This window comes from Oceanobacillus sp. FSL K6-3682, from assembly GCF_037976165.1.
GTDB classification, from domain to species: Bacteria; Bacillota; Bacilli; order Bacillales; family Amphibacillaceae; genus Oceanobacillus; species Oceanobacillus sojae.
In genome coordinates, this window is record NZ_CP150263.1 from 4,162,772 (window position 1) to 4,188,423 (window position 25,652).

Annotated in this window: 21 protein-coding genes and 1 riboswitch; all 21 genes read right to left on the minus strand. The window is 39.9% G+C overall.

What is annotated here, in order from left to right; genetic code table 11:
* Positions 1-122: 122 nt before the first annotated feature.
* The 21 genes from MHH51_RS20265 to icmF all read right to left on the minus strand — a co-directional run bounded on the left by MHH51_RS20265 (position 123) and on the right by icmF (position 25,609).
* Positions 123-1,409 (minus strand): UDP-N-acetylglucosamine 1-carboxyvinyltransferase, encoded by a 1,287-nt coding sequence (locus MHH51_RS20265; RefSeq protein WP_147212415.1) that lies wholly within the window; start codon positions 1,407-1,409, stop codon positions 123-125.
* A gap of 109 nt (positions 1,410-1,518) precedes the next feature.
* The gene (gene fsa, locus MHH51_RS20270) at positions 1,519-2,160 is read right to left on the minus strand and encodes a fructose-6-phosphate aldolase (RefSeq protein ID WP_156985160.1); all 642 of its coding nucleotides are present in this window, start codon (positions 2,158-2,160) and stop codon (positions 1,519-1,521) included.
* Between the two features lie 134 nt (positions 2,161-2,294).
* The gene (gene fba, locus MHH51_RS20275; protein ID WP_147212413.1) at positions 2,295-3,149 is read right to left on the minus strand and encodes a class II fructose-1,6-bisphosphate aldolase; all 855 of its coding nucleotides are present in this window, start codon (positions 3,147-3,149) and stop codon (positions 2,295-2,297) included.
* 106 nt (positions 3,150-3,255) lie between these two features.
* Positions 3,256-3,621 (minus strand): response regulator, encoded by a 366-nt coding sequence (locus MHH51_RS20280; protein WP_147212412.1) that lies wholly within the window; start codon positions 3,619-3,621, stop codon positions 3,256-3,258.
* A gap of 784 nt (positions 3,622-4,405) precedes the next feature.
* Positions 4,406-7,000, minus strand: coding sequence for an AAA family ATPase (locus MHH51_RS20285; RefSeq protein ID WP_339283290.1), 2,595 nt, complete (start codon positions 6,998-7,000; stop codon positions 4,406-4,408).
* A 9-nt stretch (positions 7,001-7,009) separates the two neighbouring features.
* Positions 7,010-7,600, minus strand: coding sequence for a hypothetical protein (locus tag MHH51_RS20290; protein WP_147212410.1), 591 nt, complete (start codon positions 7,598-7,600; stop codon positions 7,010-7,012).
* 529 nt (positions 7,601-8,129) lie between these two features.
* On the minus strand, positions 8,130-9,734 hold the full coding sequence (locus tag MHH51_RS20295) for a CTP synthase (protein WP_339283292.1): 1,605 nt from the start codon (positions 9,732-9,734) through the stop codon (positions 8,130-8,132).
* Between the two features lie 273 nt (positions 9,735-10,007).
* Positions 10,008-10,712, minus strand: a complete 705-nt coding sequence (locus MHH51_RS20300) for a hypothetical protein (protein WP_147212408.1) — start codon at positions 10,710-10,712, stop codon at positions 10,008-10,010.
* 5 nt (positions 10,713-10,717) lie between these two features.
* Positions 10,718-11,302 carry a cob(I)yrinic acid a,c-diamide adenosyltransferase gene (locus tag MHH51_RS20305; protein ID WP_147212407.1) on the minus strand — a complete coding sequence of 195 codons (585 nt, stop codon included), beginning with the start codon at positions 11,300-11,302 and terminating at the stop codon, positions 10,718-10,720.
* Positions 11,303-11,746 (minus strand): bifunctional adenosylcobinamide kinase/adenosylcobinamide-phosphate guanylyltransferase, encoded by a 444-nt coding sequence (locus MHH51_RS20310; protein ID WP_339283294.1) that lies wholly within the window; start codon positions 11,744-11,746, stop codon positions 11,303-11,305.
* Positions 11,698-12,324 carry a histidine phosphatase family protein gene (locus tag MHH51_RS20315; protein WP_147212405.1) on the minus strand — a complete coding sequence of 209 codons (627 nt, stop codon included), beginning with the start codon at positions 12,322-12,324 and terminating at the stop codon, positions 11,698-11,700. Before MHH51_RS20315 ends, MHH51_RS20310 begins: the two co-directional genes overlap by 49 nt.
* On the minus strand, positions 12,282-13,088 hold the full coding sequence (gene cobS / locus MHH51_RS20320) for an adenosylcobinamide-GDP ribazoletransferase (RefSeq protein ID WP_147212404.1): 807 nt from the start codon (positions 13,086-13,088) through the stop codon (positions 12,282-12,284). Before cobS ends, MHH51_RS20315 begins: the two co-directional genes overlap by 43 nt.
* Positions 13,088-13,927, minus strand: coding sequence for a cobyric acid synthase (locus MHH51_RS20325; protein WP_339283296.1), 840 nt, complete (start codon positions 13,925-13,927; stop codon positions 13,088-13,090). The genes cobS and MHH51_RS20325 overlap by 1 nt, the downstream gene beginning before the upstream one ends.
* Positions 13,924-14,484: a bifunctional adenosylcobinamide kinase/adenosylcobinamide-phosphate guanylyltransferase gene (locus MHH51_RS20330; protein ID WP_156985166.1), complete on the minus strand. Its 561-nt coding sequence runs from the start codon at positions 14,482-14,484 to the stop codon at positions 13,924-13,926. The genes MHH51_RS20325 and MHH51_RS20330 overlap by 4 nt, the downstream gene beginning before the upstream one ends.
* Positions 14,466-15,542 (minus strand): threonine-phosphate decarboxylase CobD, encoded by a 1,077-nt coding sequence (cobD, locus tag MHH51_RS20335; protein ID WP_339283297.1) that lies wholly within the window; start codon positions 15,540-15,542, stop codon positions 14,466-14,468. The genes MHH51_RS20330 and cobD overlap by 19 nt, the downstream gene beginning before the upstream one ends.
* Positions 15,517-16,482 (minus strand): adenosylcobinamide-phosphate synthase CbiB, encoded by a 966-nt coding sequence (gene cbiB / locus MHH51_RS20340; RefSeq protein WP_147212401.1) that lies wholly within the window; start codon positions 16,480-16,482, stop codon positions 15,517-15,519. The genes cobD and cbiB overlap by 26 nt, the downstream gene beginning before the upstream one ends.
* The gene (locus MHH51_RS20345) at positions 16,460-17,956 is read right to left on the minus strand and encodes an adenosylcobinamide amidohydrolase (protein ID WP_339283299.1); all 1,497 of its coding nucleotides are present in this window, start codon (positions 17,954-17,956) and stop codon (positions 16,460-16,462) included. The genes cbiB and MHH51_RS20345 overlap by 23 nt, the downstream gene beginning before the upstream one ends.
* A 6-nt stretch (positions 17,957-17,962) precedes the next feature.
* Positions 17,963-18,994, minus strand: coding sequence for an iron ABC transporter permease (locus tag MHH51_RS20350; protein ID WP_339283301.1), 1,032 nt, complete (start codon positions 18,992-18,994; stop codon positions 17,963-17,965).
* Complete coding sequence (locus tag MHH51_RS20355; RefSeq protein ID WP_339283303.1) at positions 18,984-19,982, minus strand: ABC transporter substrate-binding protein; 999 nt, start codon at positions 19,980-19,982, stop codon at positions 18,984-18,986. The genes MHH51_RS20350 and MHH51_RS20355 overlap by 11 nt, the downstream gene beginning before the upstream one ends.
* A 258-nt stretch (positions 19,983-20,240) precedes the next feature.
* A riboswitch (cobalamin riboswitch) is annotated at positions 20,241-20,420 on the minus strand.
* A 207-nt stretch (positions 20,421-20,627) separates the two neighbouring features.
* Positions 20,628-21,137, minus strand: a complete 510-nt coding sequence (gene rpoE, locus MHH51_RS20360) for a DNA-directed RNA polymerase subunit delta (RefSeq protein WP_147212398.1) — start codon at positions 21,135-21,137, stop codon at positions 20,628-20,630.
* Positions 21,138-22,378: 1,241 nt separating this feature from the next.
* The gene (gene icmF / locus MHH51_RS20365) at positions 22,379-25,609 is read right to left on the minus strand and encodes a fused isobutyryl-CoA mutase/GTPase IcmF (RefSeq protein ID WP_339283304.1); all 3,231 of its coding nucleotides are present in this window, start codon (positions 25,607-25,609) and stop codon (positions 22,379-22,381) included.
* Between the last annotated feature and the right edge of the window lie 43 nt (positions 25,610-25,652).

Here is a 25,652-nt window from a genome sequence, read left to right on the forward strand (position 1 = left end):
TATATAATAAAAGAGAAGGAGTAATCTTCTCTTTTATTATATACATGTACTCTTAAGAGGATGCTTAAAAAGTACAACAAAAGTATATTCTGATCTTTTGCCTGTCTTTTTAAACATGCTCTTTAAGTATGCTGGTCCTGATAAATTTCTGATTCAGACATTTCTTCTCTCCAGATAGTAGCTCCCAGAGAGGAAAGCTTATCCGTTAAATTTTCATAACCGCGGTCAATATGATCCAAACCAGTAATTTCGGTTACTCCATTTGCAAGTAAACCGGCTATTACAAGTGCTGCACCGGCACGGAGATCACTTGCTTTCACTTTTGCGCCTTCTAAATGTACCGGTCCAGAAACTATCACAGAGCCGCCCTCAACTTTAATTTCAGCATTCATCCGGCGGAGTTCATCGATATGCTTTAGACGTGCAGAATAAATGGTATCGATAATAACACCAGAATGGTTTGCCTGTGTTAATAATGTCGTTAGCGGCTGCTGTAAATCTGTCGGAAAGCCGGGATAAACCAGTGTCTTAATATCCACACTATTTAAAGATTTTGTTTTGGCAACATACAATTGATCATTGTGAGATTCAATATTAACATTCATTTCCCGTAATTTTGCAATTAAAGACTCCATATGCTGCGGAATAACATTGTCAATGACAATTTCTTTCCCCACTGCAGCTGCTGCAATAGCATAGGTGCCTGCTTCAATACGGTCAGGAATAATGGTATGCGTACAGCCGTGTAAAGAAGGAACACCATCAATGCGGATGACATCAGTTCCGACACCTTTAATCTTTGCACCCATATTTGTTAATAATGTTGCAACATCAATAATCTCAGGTTCTTTTGCAGCATTTTCAATAATTGTTTGTCCTTTTGCTTTTACCGCTGCAAGCATAATATTGATGGTAGCACCAACACTGACAACATCCAGATAAATACGTGCACCGCGAAGCTCCTTCGCACGCAAATAGATAGCTCCCTGCTCATTTGTTACTTCTGCACCAAGCGCTTCAAAGCCTTTAATATGCTGGTCGATTGGACGCGGGCCTAAATAACATCCTCCAGGTAAACCAATGACTGCTTTATTAAATTTTCCAAGCATGGCACCCATGAAATAATAGGATGCACGTAACTTTTTGACTCTTCCGTTTGGTAACGGCATGGCAATCATCTTTTCTGGATGAATCGTCATATTCTGACCATCCCGGTATACTGTTCCACCAATTTCTTCTAATAGAGCACCTAATGTGTCTACATCAGAAATATCCGGCAATCCTTCAATTGTCACCGTGGAATCTGCAAGAATAGCTGCAGGCAATAAAGCCACTGCGCTATTTTTCGCACCGCTGATGTGAACTTCTCCAGACAGTTCATGCCCACCCTCAATTAATAACTTTTGCATGTAAAAACCTCGTTCCTATGGAAGTATACTCCACAAACTGTTTTGTTCAGCTGCATGTTCTTTCTCTAAACCTTGTCTTATTGTCTGCCGTTTTTCCTGCTCTATACAATTATTTTTGTTTATTCCAATCTGCCAAGAATTTTTCAATTCCCTGATCAGTTAATGGATGTTTTACCAGTGATGATAGAACGTTAAATGGAATTGTTGCAATATGCGCACCATTCAATGCAGCGTCCGTTACATGAACTGGATGGCGGATAGAAGCAGCAATAATCTCCGTCTGGATAGAATGACGGTCAAAGATTGCAGCTACATTTGCGATTAGTTCCATGCCATCTTGTCCAATGTCATCTAGTCTTCCTAAGAATGGAGATACGTATGTCGCTCCAGCTCTTGCTGCCAGTAGAGCCTGATTAGCATTAAAAATTAATGTTACGTTTGTTTTAATGTTTAAATCACTAAATGCCTTAACCGCTTTCAAACCCTCAAGGGTCATAGGAACCTTTACAGTAATATTCGGTGCAATTGCTGCAAGCTCTTTCCCTTCTTCAATCATACCTTCTGCGTCTTCAGAAATAACCTCTGCACTAACAGACCCGGAAACTTCTTCTGTGATTTCACGGAGGCGGTCATGGAAAGAAACGCCTTCTTTAGCCACCAGACTTGGATTGGTTGTAACACCTGCCAAAATTCCCAGCTTATTAGCTTCTTTAATATCTTCAATATTAGCTGTATCGATAAAAAATTTCATTAAGATTACCTCCCCGAGATTTTGTAGCAAAAGCTGTACCAATGGTACAGCTTTTGCTGAATATATCTTTTTTAGATGAAGTTAAAAAGTTCTTCTCTTCAGCCCTTTTTAACATACATTTTTAATAAAATCAATTACGCATTGTTGGAAGAACCAAATTCACGCATTTTACCAATTACTGTTTCTTTAATAGCTGCAGTTCCTGGTCCTAAATATTTACGTGGATCATATAAATCAGGTTTTGCTGCCAATGTTTCACGAATCGCTTTTGTTTGTGAAATTTGATTTTCTGTATTTACGTTGATTTTAGCAGTTCCTAAAGAGATTGCTTTTTGAATATCTTTTGTAGGAATACCAGTTCCGCCGTGAAGCACTAATGGTACATTTACTAAATCTAAGATTTCTTTCATTTCAGTGAACCCTAAGTTCGGCTCTCCCTGATATGGACCGTGAACAGAACCTAAAGCCGGAGCTAAACAATCAACTTCTGCTTCTTTAACAAGACGTGCACATTCTTCTTTGTCTGCATAGTTGATGCCGCCGATAACACCATCTTCTTCTCCACCTACAGTACCAACTTCTGCTTCAACAGATACACCATGAATATGAGCAAGTTCAACCACTTTCTGTGTTACAGCGATATTCTCTTCAATCGGTGAATGAGATCCGTCAATCATAACAGAAGTAAATCCTGCATGGATTGCTTCTGCACAGCTTTTAAAGCTTGACCCGTGATCCAAGTGGATTGCGACAGGAACAGTTGTCCCATAAGAATCCATTAAAGATTTAACCATAGCAACTACAACATTATAGCCGCCCATATATTTTCCAGCACCTTCAGAAACACCAAGAATTACTGGTGATTTTTCTTCTTGAGCTGCTTGGAGAATAGCTTGGATATATTCAAGGTTGTTAATATTAAACTGACCTACTGCATATCCATTCTCTTTTCCTTTTTCAAGCATTTCCTTCATTGATACTAAAGGCATACCAAGTTCCTCCTTCAAATTCATCCGCATGATGAATCACTGACAATATTCATTACACTATAAGAATACCAATTTCATGACTTTATCGCAACAAAGTAGCAGCGATTCATTCTTTTTTCTTCAAAATTTCTTCTACAATGTGACGTAATTTTGCAACATTAAAAGGTTTAGAAATAATTTTTTCAGGTAACTCTTCTCCTATTTCCTGTTTTGCAACTTCCGGCAAACCGCTAATGACGACAATTTTTGTTTTTATCTTCATCTGTTTGATTTTTTGTATAACAATATTTCCGTTATAAACAGGAATATGATAATCCAGAATTACTAAATCGCAAGGAGATTTTGATAAATATTCTATCGCTTCTTTTCCGTTCTCTGCAAGAGAAGTACAATATCCGGCTGACTGAAAAACTTCCTGAAGCAACATACGAATTCCTATTTGGTCATCCACAATAAGGATTGATTGGCTCATACTTACCCTCCTCCGATATATTTAATTTTTTGTTTAATTTTAAATTTCGATAGTATTAATTTAAATTCCTGCTTATTCATTTGGAATCGTTATTTTTGCCTTCATTTCAGCTTGAAGCTCTTACGACTAAAGTCGCAAGATTCTAAGGTTTTATTCTTACTTCACTCCTGAAAATTTTGAAGGCTGACCACTCTCAGATTTCCCAGACTTTTGCAGGCAGGGCAGCTGAATTCACTATTATTCTCCCGTCTTTTCACTGCTTCCCTCTTTCTTTTTCAACAGATTCAACAGAGCAGGCCCAGTTCCGCAAGTATTTGTTAAAAGTTTTGATTTTAATCTGTGCCGATGAAACTGCTGTTTTCCTGATACACCTCAACCATAACTTTAGCATATGTGGCATGCATTGTTCATCTATTTTTGGGTTTGGTAATTTTTCAAGAACCCTTTATTCATTTCCAAAAACAATAGATACCGCTCTCCTATCAAACATTGCTTCTTTTGCATGTTTCTAATCAGCTGACGACATAAAGCATCCATGCTGTAAATTGTTGAATGTCCACCAATATATTCAAATTATTACCCTAATATGGGCATTCATAGTTCCAACCCTGTGACGGCTTCTTCTTCATACACTCCTCACTCATTCAAAATTCTATTGTGTCTGCCCTTTAAAATCACAAAAAGAGACAGCTTGTTTTCCACTGCCTCTTCAAGTATTTCCTTATATTAAATTTATCTGGAATATTCCCGAAGTCCTTCTATTCCCCTCCTCCACGCATATATTTTATCCCATACTATTTTGATAAGAAGCATACGTCTTATTCAGCAGCTCTGTGCTGATTTGTTTCATCTCGGTTCCAGAAAGCTGGTTGTCGCTGATCCAGATTTTATGATTTTGAATTAGCTTCTCACTAAAATTACGTGCCCATCTGGCATTAGCTTTTTCTGCTTCCGGAAGATGGCGATAAATGTCACTTACCACCGAACGAAGATAAGCTGAATCTACCTGCCAATGCTTCGTAATATTTTTTTCAACGACAGTAGCAATATCATCCGGATGGTAATCTGGGAAAATAATTTTCTCTGGTATCCGTGAGCGCAGTCCCGGGTTCATATCCAGGAATTTTTCCATTTCCTTTGTATAACCTGCTAAAATTACTACAAATTTATCTCTGTAATTTTCTAAATAAGTAAGTAAGGTTTCCACAGCCTGCTTTCCAAAGTCATTTTCGCTGTTATTAGTCAGTTGATAAGCTTCATCAATAAACAGAACACCGCCCATTGCCTGATTAATAATTCTTTTTGTATTTTTTTCTGTATGGCCGATATAGGAGCCGACTAAATCAGCACGGTCAACAACCTTTACATTTTTACTCGGAAGGATATCTAAGTAGTAGAATAAAGAAGCAAGTATATTTGCTACCGTTGTTTTTCCGGTACCGGGATTGCCTTCAAAAATCATATGATATGTCGGGTTAAAGGACAGTTGCCCTTGTTCCGCAAGCATTTTATCAATTTTTACCTGCTTCACTAAGCGCTGTACATAGTCTTTTATTTCTTCCAGCCCAATTAGGTCATTTAATTGGGACAATAATTCGGTTATTTTCTCTTCTTTATTTTCACCGCTATTTCCTATTAAAGCATCTATATCCTCACTTAATATAGTCTGTGTATCCTCGGAACCCATTTCAATAACGCGGTTCGCCATGGTAATGATTAATTTCTGATTGAAATTACGGACCCATCTTGCATTACTTTCATCAACACTGCGGCCATATTGATTCATCACCACTTCTTTATACTTTTCTTCATTCACTATATAGTCCTGATCCAGTATATCCAAATAACCAATTTCAGCAATTTCAAAGCTGGAATAGTCATCAAAAACAAATTCATTCGGAATCCGTGAAGCTAAACCGCTGTTCATCGTCAGGAAATTTTGCATATCGTCAAAATATCCGGCAAAGATAATCATAATTTCATCACGATTATCCTCCATGAATTTTAAAATGGTCTCTACAGCCTCTGCTCCAAAATCATTATCTGAAGCGCTGTGCAATGCGTATGCTTCATCAATAAATAAAATGCCGCCACGGGCACGGTCTAACACAGCCTGCGTTTTTGGAGCTGTCTCACCAATATGGAGACCGACCAGGTCCTTTCGCGTAACCTCTACAAAATTATCTGCTGGAATTACTCCTTCTTGATACAATACTTTACCCAGCAGTCTGGCGACGGTTGTTTTCCCTGTTCCTGGATTTCCAAGAAATATGGAATGTAAATTTAACGGCGCTGCTTTGAGTCCCTTCTGTTTTCTAGATTGATTAAACTTAATTGTATTAATAAATTGCTTAATCTGCTTCTTTAATTCTGTTAAACCATACATTTCGTTTAATTGCTCTAGAGCAGATTTTTCTTCTTCCTGTAAAGGCTCCTTCTTCTCCAAGGTCTGTTCATCTATTTCTTCGTCCAACTGATCTGCTTCTCCGTTACCAGATTCTGTTTCTTCGGCAAACTGTTCCTCTGAATTTGTTTCTTGAAGAACAGCATTTTGACTGGCGCTCCCCTCAGCAGTCTGTTCATCTATATTCTGAACAAATACACGTTCACCACTTGCTTCCACGGTTGACTGGTCATTATGATAAATATCAAAAATATTGCTTTCTCCGAGTTCTATTGTATTAATAATTAATAAACCGTTATCTACATTTGCTTCAATATGGTCTTCATCTCCATTGACAAGTGCTAAATTAGCACGGGAGCCTGAATAAACTGTAAGCACATATTTATTTGGATTTTGCCGTGGAAAGTCCAGAACTCCGGCAGACTCAGCATTCGATTCATTTTCTAAGTATAGGATTACCTGCATTTGTACATTATTCAAGTATACCTTGGATTGGCTTGCATAAATGGAATCAGCCACCGTAGAGGTGATTTCAAGCTTCGAGCTCTCTTGTATATAGATTCCATACGGCGAATCCTGATTAAAATAGATTTCTGATGCAGAGATATTCAGATATGAATTCACACACCAGATGGTGGGATATCGCCCGGTTTCTTCACCGTTTACAATAACATTTTTTAAAAACAAGCTTGAGTTGCCGCTGATATGAAGTGCATTCATCTCCCGTGGTGCAGACAGCATCAGATTGGACAAATTCAGCTTCGCATTATTCTGCAATGAAAAGAAACCGTTGAGTACTACATCATTTGGCTGATTTCCTGCTCCTTTAATCTCCAATTCATTTATATTATAACCTTTCGGAAAATGATATGTACCCGGTTCAATAAGAAGCGTATCTCCTTTAGAAGAACTTTTGATAGCATCCTCAAAGCTTTTCTTCCCAAACCCTTTGCCAACCTTCCATATATGTCTCATTCCTTACACCTACTTTTCTATTTTTCTAGCATTTAGTGCTGCTAATAATATTCCGAGAACTCCCCATAAAAATGAAGTAGTCCAAATAAAATAATAGAACATCACTTTCACCACGTACCAAATCAGCAAAAATAACATGGAATTTATATTAGGGCTCTTCCTGTATGTCGGGTAGAGCCAATAATATACTCCAGGCATAAAATTTCTAAAACGTATTGCTATGCTCCCCATAACAATTACCGAAAAGGGAAAGAGAATGGCATTGATTAAATGAAATATAGATGGAAAATTAAAATTGGATAAGCTCCCATTACTTAAAATTAAAAAGATAATCGCCAAAAGATAAGAGTTAACCCAAAATAATTTATTTTGAAGCGAAAATACCATTTTTATATTTGCCAATTTCCCCTGCTTATTTTCATCAGCTGCTGTGTGCTGCGCACCAAAAGCAGCCTTTTTTTCTCTTACAGCTTCTTCCTGTACATGACTGCCAAACGCATTTTCTTTCTTGTTGGCCGGCTTGAACGGCTGCTGATTCAATTCTGTATTACTTTCCTCCAGTTCGCTGCCTACCCCAAAAAGCTTCTTTTTATCACTCACTGTCCGTCACCTGCTTTACTTAAAATTCCTATCAAAAATTTTTAAAGAGTTCGACAATAAAATCATAGTTATTCTGTTATTTTATTTTTCCAAATACCTGCTTATGTACTTTCCAAAATACGTCGCTAAAGTATAACAAGCTTATACTCTTTTCGACTTTTAAAAACATTCTTTTTATTTCCATATTTGTATGTTATATTAGCATAATTATTTATATAAGTGAACGGAGAGACTTATAAAAGTGGATGTTTAATCGAGTGAACAGATGAAAAATCTTCTAATATGGTTCCCTTGTTTCCCTAGTATGTCCCTTGCATATATGAAAAACCAAGAAAATCACTTGGTCTTTAAAATACTGGTGTTCTTGCCAAGGAGATGTCCACTGCGACGGTTTTCGATGGGACGAGTAATCGCAAGTCCCAGGAAGTCGCTTTTCGCGGGCTGCGTTCAGCATTTTTTGCTCTCTTATTCTAAAAAAATGGAGATACGCATCAATTACAGATGAATATCTCCATTTTACTTTCATTTATTATTTTTGATTTTCCACGGCTGCACCGATAAATCCTTTAAATAATCCTTGCGATCTTGTTGGACGAGATGTGAACTCAGGATGGAATTGACATGCAATAAACCAAGGATGATCTTCCAGCTCAATGGTTTCGACAAGACGTCCATCCGGGCTTGTACCTGAGAAGATAAGCCCTTTTTCTGCCATTTGCTCACGATACACATTATTGAATTCATAACGATGGCGATGTCTTTCTTCTACTACATCTGCTCCATCATAAGCTTCTTTTGTTTTCGTTCCTTCTGTTAAATGACATGGATACAGTCCAAGACGCAATGTACCGCCCAGGTCTTCAATATCCTTTTGTTCTGGCAGTAAATCAATAATTGGATATGGTGTTCCTGGATTAATTTCTGCAGAGTGTGCACCCTCTAAGCCTACTACATTCCTTGCAAATTCAACAGTAGCTAATTGCATCCCTAAGCAAATACCAAAGAATGGAATCTTGTTCTCACGTGCGTAACGGATAGCACTTATTTTCCCGTCAATGCCCCGATTCCCAAATCCGCCGGGAACAATAATTCCGTCTACTTTGGATAATTCAGCCTCAATTTCTTCTTCTGATAGCAGTTCAGAATTAATCCAATGAATGTTTACATTGGCATCATAATCATAGCCGGCATGTTTTAAAGATTCTACAACTGAAAGGTAAGCATCCGGAAGTTCTACGTATTTACCAACTAATCCGATTTCTACTTTTTTAGATAAGTTACGAACTTTATTGATCAGCTTTGTCCAGTCCTCCATATCAGCATCTTGGCAATCTAATCCAAAATGATCACAAACAATTTGGTCCATATTTTGCTCCTGTAGAGCAATTGGAACCTGGTAAAGTGTGTCTGCATCCATCATTTCAATAACTGATTTTTCGTTAATGTCACAGAATAAAGCAATCTTTTCTTTCATTTCTTTTGTAATTGCCATTTCAGTACGTAAAACAATCACATCCGGTTGGATTCCCAAAGAACGTAATTCTTTTACACTGTGTTGTGTCGGCTTTGTTTTCACTTCTCCTGCAGCTTTAATGTAAGGAACAAGTGTACAATGTACGTACATTACGCTATCGCGGCCAACATCACTTTTAATTTGACGAATAGCTTCCAGGAATGGTAATGATTCAATATCACCGACAGTTCCGCCAATTTCTGTAATTACAACATCTGCGCCAGTAGCTTCTCCTGCGCGGAAGACCTGATCTTTAATTTCGTTTGTGATGTGCGGGATGACCTGTACAGTTCCGCCAAGATAATCTCCGTGACGTTCTTTGCGGATAACGCTGGAATATACTTTCCCTGTCGTAATATTGCTGTATTTATTCAAGTTAATATCGATAAAGCGTTCGTAGTGTCCCAGGTCTAAATCCGTTTCTGCACCGTCTTCTGTCACAAATACTTCACCGTGCTGATAAGGACTCATTGTTCCTGGGTCTACGTTGATATATGGATCAAATTTTTGAATGGTTACTTTTAATCCGCGATTTTTTAATAAACGTCCTAATGATGCTGCTGTAATCCCTTTTCCGAGCGATGATACTACGCCACCAGTTACAAAAATATACTTTGTCACTTGTCCTCATCCTTCTTTCTTTATTTTTATGCTGTGTGCTGAACAATATATTTGGTCGTTCTTTGGAATGATTGTCCTGTCACTATCTTTTACATAGTCAGTAAAAGTTATCATGTCAGAACGGTTTTGCTTTTATTTCTCTATCTAACAAGAAAAGCGTTTCCCCCTCTCATCTCTCAGGGGAAACGCTTTGTAATTATATTCAAAGAGCCCAATAAAGATTCTACTGTTAGTCCATGTAAATGTCAAGCACTGAATTTAATCTGTTGTATTTCAACAATTGGACACCTTTAGCGGGTGGAAAAGCCTTCCCGCAAGCTGTTCAGCTTCTGTCTTACTTCCCTGTTCAAAAGCAATAAGAAAGCATGTTGAAGGACCTGCAGATGCTTGTAAATCAAGTACTGATTCAAGCTCCGTCCTCAGGCCTGTCCATTGTTGAAAGGTCGCTGCAATTCCTTTGGAGCCTACTGGCATGATTGATTTAATTCCTGCTGTATCAGCAATTTTTTTTAATAGAGCAGCACTTGGAATTTTCCCGCCGTTCTCAAGAACAGCCTGACCCGTAAAAGGAGCTCCGATAACCGCAAAGCTCTCCCTGCCTGTCCATTGATACCTGTTTCTTTTTCCCCTTTTCCCAATCAGGGTTAAGCCAAGTCCGGACTGGAGAGTTTGAAAATTACTTTCCGTGCTTCCAGTAATGGGCAGCCCGGCAAACCCAGCTCCATTAAGTTCTTCGTACACCCCTGCTTTATAAGCCTGCCAGGCTTCTTCATTCGTAAAGTTTTGCATAATAACAGCAGCAGGCTCTGCATATTCTGCCAGACACTCCATTAACACTACACGGCAGGCAAATTTCCCGACTATCTGATTAGAGGTTTTCACCAGATCGGCTTCCTTTTCACCGATAGCCCCGCTGTTATCTGTCGCAATCACCAATTCCTTATCTGTTTCCAACGGTAAAATAATAGCATTTGTCATCCGTCTTATTTATTTTTCTTGTGGCTGCCGCGAAATACTCTGGCGCTCCGCTCATATTCTACATCAGCAACTTCAAGTCGTGCATTTACAACACGGGCAGCAGCAAAAAAGTAATCGGAAAGACGATTGATATATTTTAATGGAATTGGATTGAGTTCTTCGGCTTCGTGATAAAGTGTTACCATTTGTCTCTCTGCTCTTCTTGTTACTGTTCTCGCAACATGAAGTGCAGAAGCTGCCTGAGAGCCGCCCGGCAAAATAAATTTCTCAAGCTCCGGTGCTTCCTCAATTAAACTGTCCATGCGTTCTTCTAAATAGGTAACTATATCCTCCGTCAGCTCATAAGGTCTTTCCTTCTTAGAAACGTTCGAAAGCTCCGTACCACAATCGAATAATTCATGCTGGATTTTCACCAGGTCCTGAATAATATCCTCAAATATATTCTGATTCAGATACGCAATTGCCAATCCGGTAAAAGAATTTATTTCATCGATCGAACCATATGCCTCCACACGCACATCATCCTTGCTTGCTTTTCCGCCAATTAACGCTGTCTGTCCTTTATCCCCTGTTCTTGTGTAAAGTCTCATTTAAATCTCTCCCTTCCTTTTTAATGTTTGTGAAATTCCGTACCAAACCAGATCAACTCGTTCTGCACGTGCAGCTAATCTTTGGTAGAGCCAGCCGGTAATATCACGATGCAGCCGATTTTCTTTTTCCATTGGTACAATTCCCTTTGAAATATCCGTTCCAATCAATACAAGCCTTTGGTTTTCCTCATTTTGTTCCCATCCCATCCATTTTTCAATCTTTTTGATATTCTTATCTAAGATTAAATCAGGAGATAATTCCACATTTATTTCTTTTTTCACCCATAATTCCAAACCTTCTAAAATCACAACGGAACGCAAATTTCCATTTGGAATGGGCCAGTCAGGATATGTTGATGCTGAAAACCATGTTGTATCTTCAGGGTAATGCTGCTTCACCCATTTCCCTTTGCCGTTAAAAGCACCTCCTGTAACGAAATGCATTTTCGCGCCTCCTTCCAATCATCTATTTTCCAAGTTAAGCGGACTCCTGCGTCATGTGATACTTTCCAATTAAAAAAAGATTTCTCTTCTTCCGATAATTTCATTAATAAGTAACGAATGACTCCTCCATGTGCAACAAGTAATATATTTTTACTTTGCCGCCTGCATACCTCCTGTCTTAATTGCTGAAAGCCTGCATTAATACGCTGTTGCATCTCCTGAAAACTCTCCCCGCCTGGCGGTACAGTGCTCTCTGGGGCATCAATCCAGGAGCGGTAGCCTACATTTCTTTTTAAATCCTCGTAGGTTTTCATTTCCCATGCACCAAAATGCATTTCCCTAAATTCTTTTATTTCTATTCGTTCCAGCTTCGGGCAAAGCAGACCAGCCGTTTGACAGGATCGTAATAAATCGCTTGTTATACAAAGATCAAACTGTTCTCCAAAGCCTTGAGCAGCACTTAATCTTTCCACTTCTTCCGGCACAAGCGGCACATCTGTCCAGCCAAGGTATCTTTTATCCTGATTCGCCTTTGTTATACCATGGCGAAGTAATGTAAGAGTAATAAGGTCAGCCATAGTAATAATTCCATCCCTTCTGAGCTTGCACCTAATGTATCCCCCGTAATTCCATTGAAATTCTTCATGATACTTCTGGCGATGAATAAACCTGCAATAATAGTCACTGTAATAAAAAGCAAATAAGCAAATAACAGGTCCATCTGAAGCCAGGCAATAAAGCTACCGATAATCACGAGGTAAATAGCATACATTCCGAAGAGGCTGCTGCTTTTTCCGCGCTGAAAAAAGCTTGCCATTCCATCTTTTCTGGCCGAAGGCAGTATTTGCAGAAATACACCAAGCAGCATTTTACCAAGGAACGGAATAAGTATAATAAAAAGAAGGGCAGCAGTATGTTCAGCCTGGATTAATTCATAAAGGACAATAAATCTTGTAAATAAAAGAACAATTACCGACAACACACCAAATGCGCCTGTTCTCGGGTCCTTCATAACCTCTAATCTCTTTTCAGGCTCTTTATAAGAGAAATAAGCATCGCTGGCATCTATCCAGCCGTCCAGATGAATACCGCCCGAGAGAATAATTAGCAAAAGCCAAAGAAATAGCGTCATCAGTAAATTTGTAAACGGCGTAAAGCTTTGCAGGATATAGATAAAAGCTGCGTAGATGCTGCCTTGAAGCAGCCCCAATACCGGAAACGTCCGGAGCATATATTTTAACTGATGTTGATCAAGGGAAAATCGGGATTTTATCGGGATACTTGTAAAAAACTGCAGGTTTATAAGTATCCCTGTAAAAAATAAGCGGGTCTTGTATAGCATCAGGATGCTCCTTCCATCATTTCCATCAATTTCTCTAAATTTATGTTTGCCTCCAAATGGTCTGCAAGCCTTTCATAATCCGCTTCTTTACTTGTGAAATTGGGCTGGAAAGAGGATACTGTTCCATGCAGGCTATCCTCTTCGTCAAGCTGATGCTGAATATAAGGAATGATACCGAGTACAGGAAGATTTGTATAGTTTTCCAGCCACTCTACACCATCTGTAAAAAGAGATGGATTACCGGAAAATTTATTAATAATGATTCCTTTTACACGTGAGCGTTCTTTTTCCGTAAGTAAGGCAAGTGTACCGGCAATACTTGCAAAAACACCGCCTCTTTCAATATCAGCTACTAAAAGAACAGGAACCTCTGCAAGCTCGGCAATTGCCATATTTGCCAAATCACGTTCCTTTAAATTCATTTCTACAGGACTTCCAGCTCCTTCAATAATTACAAAATCACTGCTGTTGTCAGCTTGTGCCAGACCTTCTTTAATTGCTAGAAGCGCTCTTTGGTAATAAAGGTCCTTAAAGCTTGCACCTGTAATCACACCCTGTGATTCCCCTGTTAAAAATACTTCCGTATGCATTCTTTTCAAAGGCTTCAGCAGAATCGGATTCATCCAGGGCTCCGCTCTGCGCCCTGCAGCTTCTGCCTGCTCATATTGTGAAATGGCAATCTCTCTTCCAGTTTCAAGTGCAACACTATGACTCGACATATTCTGTGCTTTGAAAGGGGAAATTTGAAATCCGTGTCTTGTCAGCATCCGGCAAATTGCTGTCGTAAGAATACTTTTTCCAACATGAGAAGCAGTTCCCTGCAGCATAACTCCCTTCATTTCCATTCCCCTTTCTTCACAAGCGGTATTCCGCTCTCTACTAAAATTGCCAAGTCCGCATTCTCTACTATCTGCTGGTGCACATTTCCTAATAATGCCTGATAATTCCTTGTGAGCTCATTCTTATAAGGGATATCCTGCAGCACTTCATTGGAAACAATAATGACCTTGCCCGCATGATTACAAAGCTCTGTAATATCCTCTCTTACATACTCTAAAACTGTATTTGTATCATCTACTCCTTCATGAAACAGATAGTTATTTAAAAGCGTAGTCATACAGTCTAATAAAATCACATCTTGCCCTGTAAACTGGTTGGCGATATGTGATAAATGAATCGGCTGTTCCCAGGTTCTCCACGTAAAATCAGATTGCCTCCGGTCTTGTTGATGGCGTTTAATGCGCTCCTGCATTTCCACATCGGTGGGAATACCGCATGCAATATAATGAAGATTGTTTTCTGTTTTCAGAGCATGCTTTATAGCTAAGCGTTCAGCAAAAGCACTTTTACCGCTGCGTACTCCTCCAGTAATAAATATCAATTTCTCTGTTTCCATGCAGCTAACGCCTCCAGCAGTATTTTATTAGCACCAGGCTGTTTCACGGCAACACGAAGCCATTTCCCCTCTATTCCCGGAAAGTTTTCTGTATGCCGCAGTACAAGCCCTTGTTTCAGCAGGTAATGAAACAGCTGCTCCTGTGTTGATAAGGAAGGATCCCTTAATAAATAGAAATTCAGCTGTGATGAGCTATGTTCAAATCCAAGCATCTTCAGCTCCTGAAAAATTGCTGTTCGTTCAGCTGCAATAAATCTTCTTGTTTCCACAGTATGAGATTCATCCTGTAAACAGGCAACACCTGCCTTCATTGCCAAGACGTTCACACTCCAATGCGGCTTTGTCCTGCCAATCTTTTGAAGCAATTCAGGATCACCGGCAAGGAAGCCGAGCCGCAGGCCGGCGATACTATACATTTTTGTCAGCGAACGGATAATGAGCACATGCTGCTGGTGCAGAACTTTTTCTATATAAGTAACTGGCTCTGCTAAAAAATCATAAAAAGCTTCATCGATAATACAAAGTGTATCTGTGCTTTTACATACTTCTATCAGTGCTTCTACCGTCTCTCTGCTGTAATGAATACCTGTAGGATTATTGGGATTACACAGAAATACTGCCTTTACTCCGTGAAGTTTATCTGCTAGTGCAGACACTTCTAAATTCCATCCCGGTGCAGCAAGTACAATTTCCACAACCTCACAACCTTCATTCCTGCAGGCAGCTGCATATTCCGAAAAAGCTGGATGAACTACAGCCACCTTACTTCCAGCTAAATATCTGGCAACCAAAGTGATTATCTCGGCAGCCCCATTTCCTGCAAGTAAATGTTCAGCAGAAATATTCTCCTGCTCTGCAAGCTCCTCCATAAGCGTTTTGGCATAGGGATCTGGATAATCATTAATCGCCGTGAACCACTCTCCCCATTTTTCCTGTAATACTTTCGGTGCGCCTAATGGATTAATATTCACACTGAAATCAATCACCTTTTCAGGCTGTTTCATCTTTAGTGAGTCATAGACATATTTTGTGTTAGAACCATGCTCCGGCAGCTGCAATGACGCCACCTCCAATCCATAAGATAATAACAAAAGCAAAAACGGCGCGCTGCATTATTTTAATGGTATGTAAAATATCTCTTTTTTCTAATTCCCGTCTGTTGATACCCATATGAGCCCGCTCTGATTTGATACCCTTATAATAATTCACTCCGCCAAGCTGAACACCGAGGAATAACGCAACAGCTGCTTCAAAAAAACCACTGTTCGGGCTCGGATGCTTTTTGGCATCTGTATACCACCTTTTAAAGGCTTCTTTTCTGTTAAGATACGGAGTACGATTTGTTAACATCATCAAAAAGGTCGTTATTCTGCCGGGAATCCAGTTTAAAACATCGTCAAGCTTAGCTGCTGCCCAGCCGAAATCCCGGTAACGTTCATTTTTATGACCAATCATGGAATCGCATGTATTTACTGCACGATACACAATTGCCAGCGGGGCACCACCAATAAACGCCCAAAAAAGTGGAGAAGTAATTCCATCACCAATACTTTCAGCAACTGTTTCGACAGCAGCACGTGTTACTTCTTTTTCATCCAGATTTTCCGTATCTCTGCCGACGATCATTGATACCTGATAACGGGCGCTCTCTATATCACCGGCAGCCAGCGGCTCATAAACACGCAAGGCAGCAGCTCCTAAATCCTTTTGTGCAATCGTTACTGCAATCAGGCCTGCCTCTACAATAATTCCTGCAACAGGATGAAGCTGATATGCACCCCAGCTTATCAGTAAGCTAATGAATAAAACTGTTATTGTTACCAGTAAAAGGAGGACGATGCCTTTCCTTTTTTTATGTTTCCCATGATTCAAACGCCTGTCAAGCAGGGAAATAAAATTCCCCATCCAGCGTACCGGATGCGGCCAATGCGGCGGATCACCGATGGCACGATCGATGATTAATGCGAGCGTGATACTAATTAAACGATAGATGATCATGCATTTTTTTCCTCTTAAAATAATGTTGGATGGACTGCTTCATTTCCTGATAAACACCACGTCCAATTATAGCTCCGAGTTCAGTAGCTGTCCCCGCATAATCTATTTCTTTGCCCTGCTGTGTTGCAGCAACTAGTATACTGTCTGTCGAGGTACCGGTAGCCTGCTTTTTTGTATGGGCGTCAAGAATATGACAATCACGGAGTATCTGTGCCTTCGCTTCTGTTGCAGTAATAATTGACTGAATATAGGCTTCATCCGTTAATTTCCCATTTACAAAAACCCACGTGTTAATGGTACCTGGTTTCACAGGACCAGCTACAGGGGAATTCTCACGGGTACTGTCTACAGCATTTCCTACACCGGCAGTCACAACAATCATGACAGAGAATCCATCTCCTTCATATACACGATAACTGTTATCCTCTAAGGCAACAGCCGTCATCATCCCGACTGTTTGAGAAACTGGAAAACCATGATTGGTTAAATATTCACGCATTTCTTCCCGATGGTTCGTACAATTATAAGTCGCATCTACATGTCTGTTCACGAAATTACTGTACCAGCCGGCTCCGGCTCCGACAACACCAGAAGACACTGTTTTCAAGGGCTGCTTTGACTGTAATACAATCCGCTCCGGACTAATTGACAGCATATTTTCATCAATTTTCACCTGTTCTCCCTCTCTCTCGCTCTTTTTACCCGGCAATAAATGCAGCTGCGGTTTTGCAATTTTGGAATGCGGTTGTTTGACGACTTCTGTTTGATAGACATGATTAATCAGCTCTTCTGAAAACACATCATCGGGATCCGCAACCGCCCTCGTCTCTCCGTTATCCATTAATAAAATTTTGTCACAATAAAGGCTTGCCAGGTTTAAATCATGTAAAATAGCAATGACCGTCAGACCTTCTTCCCTGGCACGCGTTCTCAAAAGATCAAGTAGCTCCTTTTGATAGGCCAAATCTAAATGGTTTGTTGGTTCGTCCAGTAATAAAATATCCGGCTGCTGGACCAGTGCCTGTGCCAGGAATATCCTTTGCTGCTCTCCGCCAGAATGCTCCATCACCGAATTATCTTGAAAGTGGCTGATATTTGTCTGTTTCATTACCTTTTGCACAATGTTCTCATCTTCATCCGTCCACGTCTGGAAAAAGCCGCGATGATGTGCATACCTGCCAAGAGAAACGGTTTCCTTCACTGTATACGGAAAAACCTGCGGTGATAGTTGGGGCAAGACAGCCATCTTTTTCGCGAGCTGTTTTTTAGTTAAATTAGAGATGCTTCTATCGTCGATTTTGACCTCTCCCTGCTCAAGCTCTAATAAACCGCTCATCATCTTGAGCAATGTGGTTTTTCCGCTGCCATTCGGACCCAGAATACCGAAGAACTCCCCTTTGCCAACAGAAAAATGAATATCCTTTACGATTGTTTCACCATCATAACCGCCCGATACGTTTTCTACTTTGAGCATCTTTTTTTACCTTCCTTTTGCTTTTTTCTGTTTCATTAGAATCATCGCGAATACTGGTGCACCTACTAACGCTGTGATGACTCCCACAGGCAGAACCTGGGGCGATATAATCGTCCTTGACAATAAGTCCGTTAAGATAAGAAATCCTGCCCCAGTAATAATAGATAATGGCAGAAGATGAATATGATCCGGTCCCCACAGCTTTCTCGTTAAATGAGGGATAACCAGGCCGACAAAGCCGATTGTACCTGAAACAGCTACTGCTGCACCTGTTAAAATAGAGCCCGCAGCCAGAATAAGCATTTTGCGTTTTTCTACATCTACTCCTAAATGCTGTGCCCGATCTTCTCCAAATGACATAGCATTTAATTCCCTTGTGTTCATCAGCAATAATAAACCGCCGATAATTAAAAACGGTAAAATAATTCCGACGTATTTCCAGCCGCGCATTGATACACTTCCCAAGAGCCAGCCGATTATTTGCTGCAGCTCTTGTCCTGTTAATGCAATAATCAAAGAAATAATGGATCCTAAAAAGGAGCTGAAAATAATCCCCGTCAGAATAATTGATTCGACACGCATTGTTTTATCAATTTTTTTCGCAAAAAAGAGCACAGTCATAATGGTCGCCAGTGCAGAAAGGATACTTAAGAATGGCAACGTATACATTCCCAAAAACGGGATGGAGATATTAAAAAATAAGGTTGATACCGCCCCGACAGATGCACCCGATGAAACACCGAGAATGTAGGGGTCAGCTAAAGGATTCCGCAATAAACCTTGAAAAGCCGCTCCTGCAATCGCAAGAGAGGCCCCCACAAGTCCCGCCAGGATAACCCGTGGCAAGCGTATATCATATACAATGCTGATGGACTTTGGATCGACATCATTACCTATAGGAAGATGAAATACCTCTGAACCGATAATTTTAACAATTTCAGGTATCGGGACAGAGACACTGCCAACCGAAATTGCTATCAGCATGGTACTGATTAAAAACGCTAATGAAAGCGTATATTTCAATAAATTACTCTTCATCAAAAAGCTCCGGATACACTGACTCAGCGATTTCTCTTGCTCCATCAACGAGACGAGGCCCCGGTCGGGACACTGTATCCGAATCAACATCATAAATTCTTTCATTTACCACGGCATCTACAGCATCAAAACCATCTCTTGAAGTCACTTCACCGATTGGATCTTCTACATAAGAACCATATGTTGAAATAATCACCTCTGGATTCAGCTCTATAATTGCTTCCGGGTCCATCTCAACCCAGCCTTCCTGATCACCGGCGGCATTATCTGCATGGATAATCTGCAGCAGCTCATCAAGGAATGTGTTCTGTCCGGCTGTATAGATATCTGGTGATGGAGAAATCTCAAAGAACACAGATTGACGATCTTCCTCTGCTACTTCTGAGGTTATTTCCTCTAATTCTGCAAAGTCAGCCTGCATATCTGTAACTAATTGTTCTGCCTCTTCTTCAGCACCGACAACCTGTCCAATATTGTCAATTGTCTCATAGGTGGTATCAACATCTGTTGCGTCTGCAACGGTGAACACTTCAATATCAGCGCCTTCCAGTTGATCTAATGCTTCCTGTGATGAAGCCACTAAAGATTCATGTGCTAAAACAACATCCGGGTCCAGGCTGATAATCACTTCAACATTAAATTCCATGCCGCCAACCTTATCAATATCAAAAACCTCTTCCGGGTATGTATCGTTATCAGAAACACCGACCACCTTATCTCCTTGTCCTAAAGCAAATGTAATTTCTGTGTTACTCGGCATCAATGAGACAATTCGCTCTGGTTCTTCCTCCAGTGTCACTTCATTATCTATTGCATCTGTTATCGTTAACGGATAAGCAGAATCATCTCCATCTGTTTCCTCTGCAGCTGATTCTTCATTTGTCGTATTTTCATCCGGTGCAGCTTCATTTCCGCTGTCATTATTACTGCATCCGATTAAGAAACCCGCTAATAAAGCCAGCAGCAGAACCTGTAAAAACTTTTTCATTTTAACTTCCCCCTTGATTTTAATGTATTTTTACATGTTCAGCCGTTTTTTATCATTGAGGAAGCACAGATGTGAAATGGCTTTCAAAAATTATTCTTTCTGCTAAGTATCCTGAATCAAATAGCTTGTATAGTTAGCAGATATCCAATTTTCACACTGGATTAAAATGAGCTATGCTACGCTAAAAAACATCTCCACGGCAAATGAAGATGTTAGAAAGATTCAGAAAAACGCTTCACCTTACTATCCTCGTAGAATTGGCTGGAACTAAAAATAGGCAGGTATCCTGGCTCTTGGTCATCACTCCCAGACTCCTTCCCATACATGTTTGTACAGTGGCTCGTTCTGTTCGCTCGCAATTACAGTGGCGGGACCGCGTTGGAATTGCACCAACTTCCCTTTATGATTTTAAAAATCACCTATTTTTATTTTATGTAATTGTTTTCTAAGTCTATTTTACAATGTTTTACTATGAAAGACTATAGAAAGAAGTGAGAGTTTATAAAAAGTTCACTTATAAGATATTATTCCTGCTAAAATAGAGTTTCATCAAAGCTTCCTTCCGCTATAAAAAAAGCTGGAACAAACTGAGTTCTAACTCAACTTGTTCCAGCTTTTTTATTCATTCCTTTTATATGAAACAGATTAGCGGTCGTCCTCATCATCATAATCTAATTCATCCAAATCGTCTTTACCGATGACATCATCTACTTCATCTTCAATTTCCTCCAGGTCTTCATCTTCCTCTACATCATCGAAATCATCCAGCATATCATCGATGTCTTCATCTGTTACATCTAAATCATCATCAATTTCTTCTGTTTCTACTACTGCTGCTGCTTTTTTCTTCTTTTTCTTACGTTTTTTCGTCGGCTCATCTGTAATTTCTTCTTCTGCCTGCTCTACTGGATACCAGCTTTTTAATCCCCACATACCAGATCCTAATGTTAAGTAGCGTCCGTCAACATTCATATCTGTGTAGAATTGTGCAATCATATTTTCCTTATCTTCTTCTGAAAAGTTTTTTAAATCTGCTATTTTAGAGAATAAATTTTGAAATGAGACTGCTTTATTTTCTTCCTTTAAAATAATGGAACCTAATTCAATCATGGACAAATTGCTGATTTCTTCTTGTGTCAATTCTTTCACGCTCACGTTCATGCACTCCTTTAAATATATAATTAAGGCTAAAGATAGCTATCTATGCTGCAAATAATTATTATATATGCGATTTTGTCACAATAAATCTATTTTACATTATAAACATATTTGAATGCAATTATCCAGTGAAAGTTTACGGTTCTGTATTCTTAAATAAGCTGAATAGTGATCACTCCGGAAAAACACTGCGCTTTCCCGCAGGAGTCTCCGTGTTTTTCCTACGTTAGATAGTTTCATGTCCATCTATCTTAAATTTTTACTAACCCGACAATATTGCTGCAGTTACTCGTTTCTATCGAAAACCATCGCTAGTCACTACTCTACATAATCATCTTTATTATGATAAACTCAAATTTCGCACTTTAAAAAGTAACTTCCTATCCATAGGAACAGGGGGTTGATCATTTCCTCCATATATCTGTTGACAAATATAGAAGGTAAAGTGTATAGCAACCGCTACGGCGGACCGTTTTGCTTTCCTAGGGGCACGCTCTTCAGCTAACTTTTGCCAAGAAGATCACTTGGCAAAAGTGGATCTTCAGATGGTGCTTAATCCCTCAGGAGTCAAAACGGTCCGCCTCCGCTAACAGGGTATTCTATACTAAAATAACTGAACAAATAAAAGGCGGATCTGACGGAACAAATTTTTCATGTTTTATGGTAAAGATGCTCAGTAATCCTTATTTTTGGTGCATGAAAGCTATTCTCGATATGATTTATTCATGTTGTCATGATTTGAACTGCTAAAAACCGTTTAAAACATCAGCATGATTGTTTATTTAGGCTAAAAAACGATGATTTCAGCTAACTTCATCAGGATATTATTTCTTCCATGCGCTGTAGAATCCTATTAGAGCGCAGGCCAACCACGTAGACTCCTGTGGGAACAGGGCGAGCTGAAGATCCACTTGAAAAGCGGGTTTCTTTTCAAGTTAGCTGAAGCCGTCCCCATGGAAAGCGGAGTGGTTGGCCGGAGCGGAAGTTATACACAATAACCTGTTCAAAAAATAAAAAGATGAGTTAACTAAAAGCAAGCATGATAATTGAGACCATGTACATCCTGGAACAACAAGGTTTATATGTTTATTCTTAGGTGCGAAAGTTGAGTGATAAACAAGAGCATGCAAGTTCCTATTTCAACTTATACAGTAAGGGAAATTAATCATAAACTATTCATTTTTATTATAAAAAGAACGTGAGCGTGGGTTTCATAGTTCATTATACTTTCAACGAGTTTACATATTACGCCGGTATTGTCCGCCGACCTCGTAGAGTGCTTTTGTGATTTGGCCCAGACTTGCGTAGCGGACTGTGTACAGTAATTCTGCAAAGATATTTCCATCTGTTACTGCTGTCTGTTTTAATCGTTTTAAAGCTTCTTCTACATTATCTTGATGCTCTGTCTGAAAACGGCGCAGTTCTTTGATTTGATGCATTTTTTCCTCTTCTGTTGCCCGGGCAAGCTCCATTGAGTCAATATCTTCTTCAGATGGAGGATTGGGATTTAAATACGTATTTACGCCTACAATCGGCAGTTCTCCAGAGTGCTTCTTCCCTTCATAATAAAGTGATTCCTCCTGAATTTTCCCGCGCTGATACTGACGTTCCATTGCTCCCAGTACACCGCCGCGGTCATTCATCTGCTCAAATTCCTTTAAAACCGCTTCCTGTACAAGGTCAGTTAACTCTTCAACAATAAAAGCTCCCTGTAAGGAATTTTCATTTTTTGCTAATCCAAATTCTTTATTAATAATCATTTGAATTGCCATTGCCCGGCGGACAGATTCTTCTGTCGGTGTCGTAATCGCTTCATCATAAGCGTTCGTGTGCAGTGAATTTGTATTGTCCTGGATAGCCAGTAATGCCTGCAATGTTGTACGGATATCATTAAAATCTATTTCCTGGGCATGCAGGGACCGCCCTGAAGTCTGTACATGGTACTTCAGCTTTTGACTGCGCTCATTTGCATTGTACTTTTCCTTCATGGTAATTGCCCAAATCCTTCTTGCCACTCTTCCAATCACTGTATACTCGGGATCTAAACCATTAGAGAAGAAGAAAGAAAGATTTGGTGCAAATTTATCAATATCCATTCCCCGGCTCAAATAATATTCTACATAGGTAAATCCATTTGCTAATGTGAATGCAAGCTGGGTAATCGGATTTGCACCTGCTTCCGCAATATGATAGCCGGATATAGAAACTGAATAATAATTCCGTACCTTATTATCTATGAAATATGCTTGAATATCTCCCATCATCCGGAGAGCGAATTCTGTCGAAAAGATACAAGTATTCTGGCCCTGATCCTCTTTTAGAATATCAGCCTGCACTGTACCCCGGATTACAGAAACAGTATCTGCCTGAATTCGACCAAATTCTTCCGCCGTCGGCGGGCGTCCGTTTTTTTCTGTAAACTTATCTACCTGCTGATCAATAGCAGTATTAAAATACATTGCCAAAATAATTGGCGCCGGTCCATTAATCGTCATGGAAACAGATGTTAACGGATCTGTTAAATCAAAGCCGCTATAGAGCTTTTTCATATCATCTAATGTACAAATATTTACACCGCTGTTGCCGACCTTCCCGTAAATATCCGGTCGTTCTGCAGGATCTTCTCCATATAAAGTTACTGAATCAAATGCAGTAGAAAGACGTTTCGCTTCTTCTCCCTTAGAAAGATAATGGAAGCGGCGATTAGTCCGCTCAGGAGTTCCTTCGCCGGCAAATTGTCTCGTCGGGTCTTCTCCTTTTCGTTTAAACGGAAACACACCGGCTGTATAAGGAAAAGAGCCTGGAACATTCTCCCTCATTAACCAATACAGACGATCTCCCCAATCCCGGTATTTGGGCAGCACAACTTTTGGAATCTTTAAGCCTGATAAAGACTCTGTTGTTAAGTCCATCGTGATTTCTTTCTCTCTTACTTTAAAGGTAAATGTGTCACCCAGATAACTTTCTTTTAATGTTTCCCAATTATCCAGCAGCTGTTTCGCATCCCCGTCCAATTGCTGTTCATATATTGTAATTGCCCGGTCTAATGAAGCTCCTGCTTCCTCGCCCAAGTCCCCTCTTACTCCTTTTAACTGATAGAGTTTCGTGGCAATCCCCCGCTGTTTCCCAGCACGCTTATCATAATTCCGGACATAGGAAGCGATCTCCCTCAAATAATGCCTGCGCTCATTGGTAATGATTTGATTTTGCTTTTCTGAAATAACATGACGTTGAAATGGAATTTCTGCTTCCCACTGATAATCTTCATTCATCCGATCAATCAATGAAGCAAATAAAGCGTTTGTTCCTTCATCATTAAATTGACTCGCTATTGTACCAAAGACAGGGAATTTGGTTTTATCCTGATGAAATAGCATATGGCTGCGCTCATATTGCTTTCGCACTTGATTAAGCGCATCCTCTGATCCTTTTTGTTCAAATTTATTAATGACGATAAAATCAGCATAATCAATCATATCGATTTTCTCCAGCTGTGTAGGTGCACCAAACTCTGCAGTCATAACATACATAGATAAATCCGTAATATCTGTAATTGCTGCATCGCCCTGCCCTATTCCACTTGTCTCCACAATGATGAGATCATAGTCTGAGGCACGTACCACTTCTATCGCATCCTGAATTGAATCAGAAAGCTCTGTGCCTGAATTTCTGGTAGCAAGAGAGCGCATATAAATCCGGTCGGAAAAAATAGCATTCATTCGGATACGGTCTCCAAGTAAAGCACCGCCTGTTTTTCGCTTGGAAGGATCGATAGATAAAATCGCTACCTTCCGCTCCTGAATTTCATTCAAAAATCGGCGGATAAGTTCATCGGTCAGAGAGCTCTTTCCTGCTCCACCTGTTCCCGTGATTCCAAGTACAGGAATTTTCTTTTTGGAATGAGCAGAGAACTTTTCTAAAACCTGTTTCTTAGTTTCTTGTTCCCCATTCTCCATTAAGGTGATGAATTTACCGATTGCCAGCCGGTCCCCTTCTTTTAATCGCAAGAAGTCTTTCTCTATATCTATCGGCGGGATAAAATCACATTTTTCCAGCATACGGTCAATCATCCCTTGCAGGCCATATTTTCTTCCATCATCAGGAGAAAACAGCCAGGCAACTCCATATTCATGAAGCTCTTTGATCTCTCGCGGAAGAATGGTTCCTCCGCCACCACCTAAAACTTGAATATGCGCCGCATCCAGCTCTTTCAACAAATCAATCATATATTTAAAATATTCGACATGTCCGCCTTGATAAGATGAGATTGCAATCCCCTGTGCATCCTCTTGAATGGCTGCATAGACTACTTCTTCTACCGAACGGTTATGCCCAAGGTGAATAACCTCAGCACCGCTGGCCTGCAGAATACGCCGCATAATATTTATGGAAGCATCATGCCCATCGAACAAGCTGGATGCCGTCACAAAACGAATGGGATGCTTTGGCGAATAACGCTCTTCTGTCATGCTTCATCCTCCCCTTTAACTAGATTCCAAGATTTCTGGACTT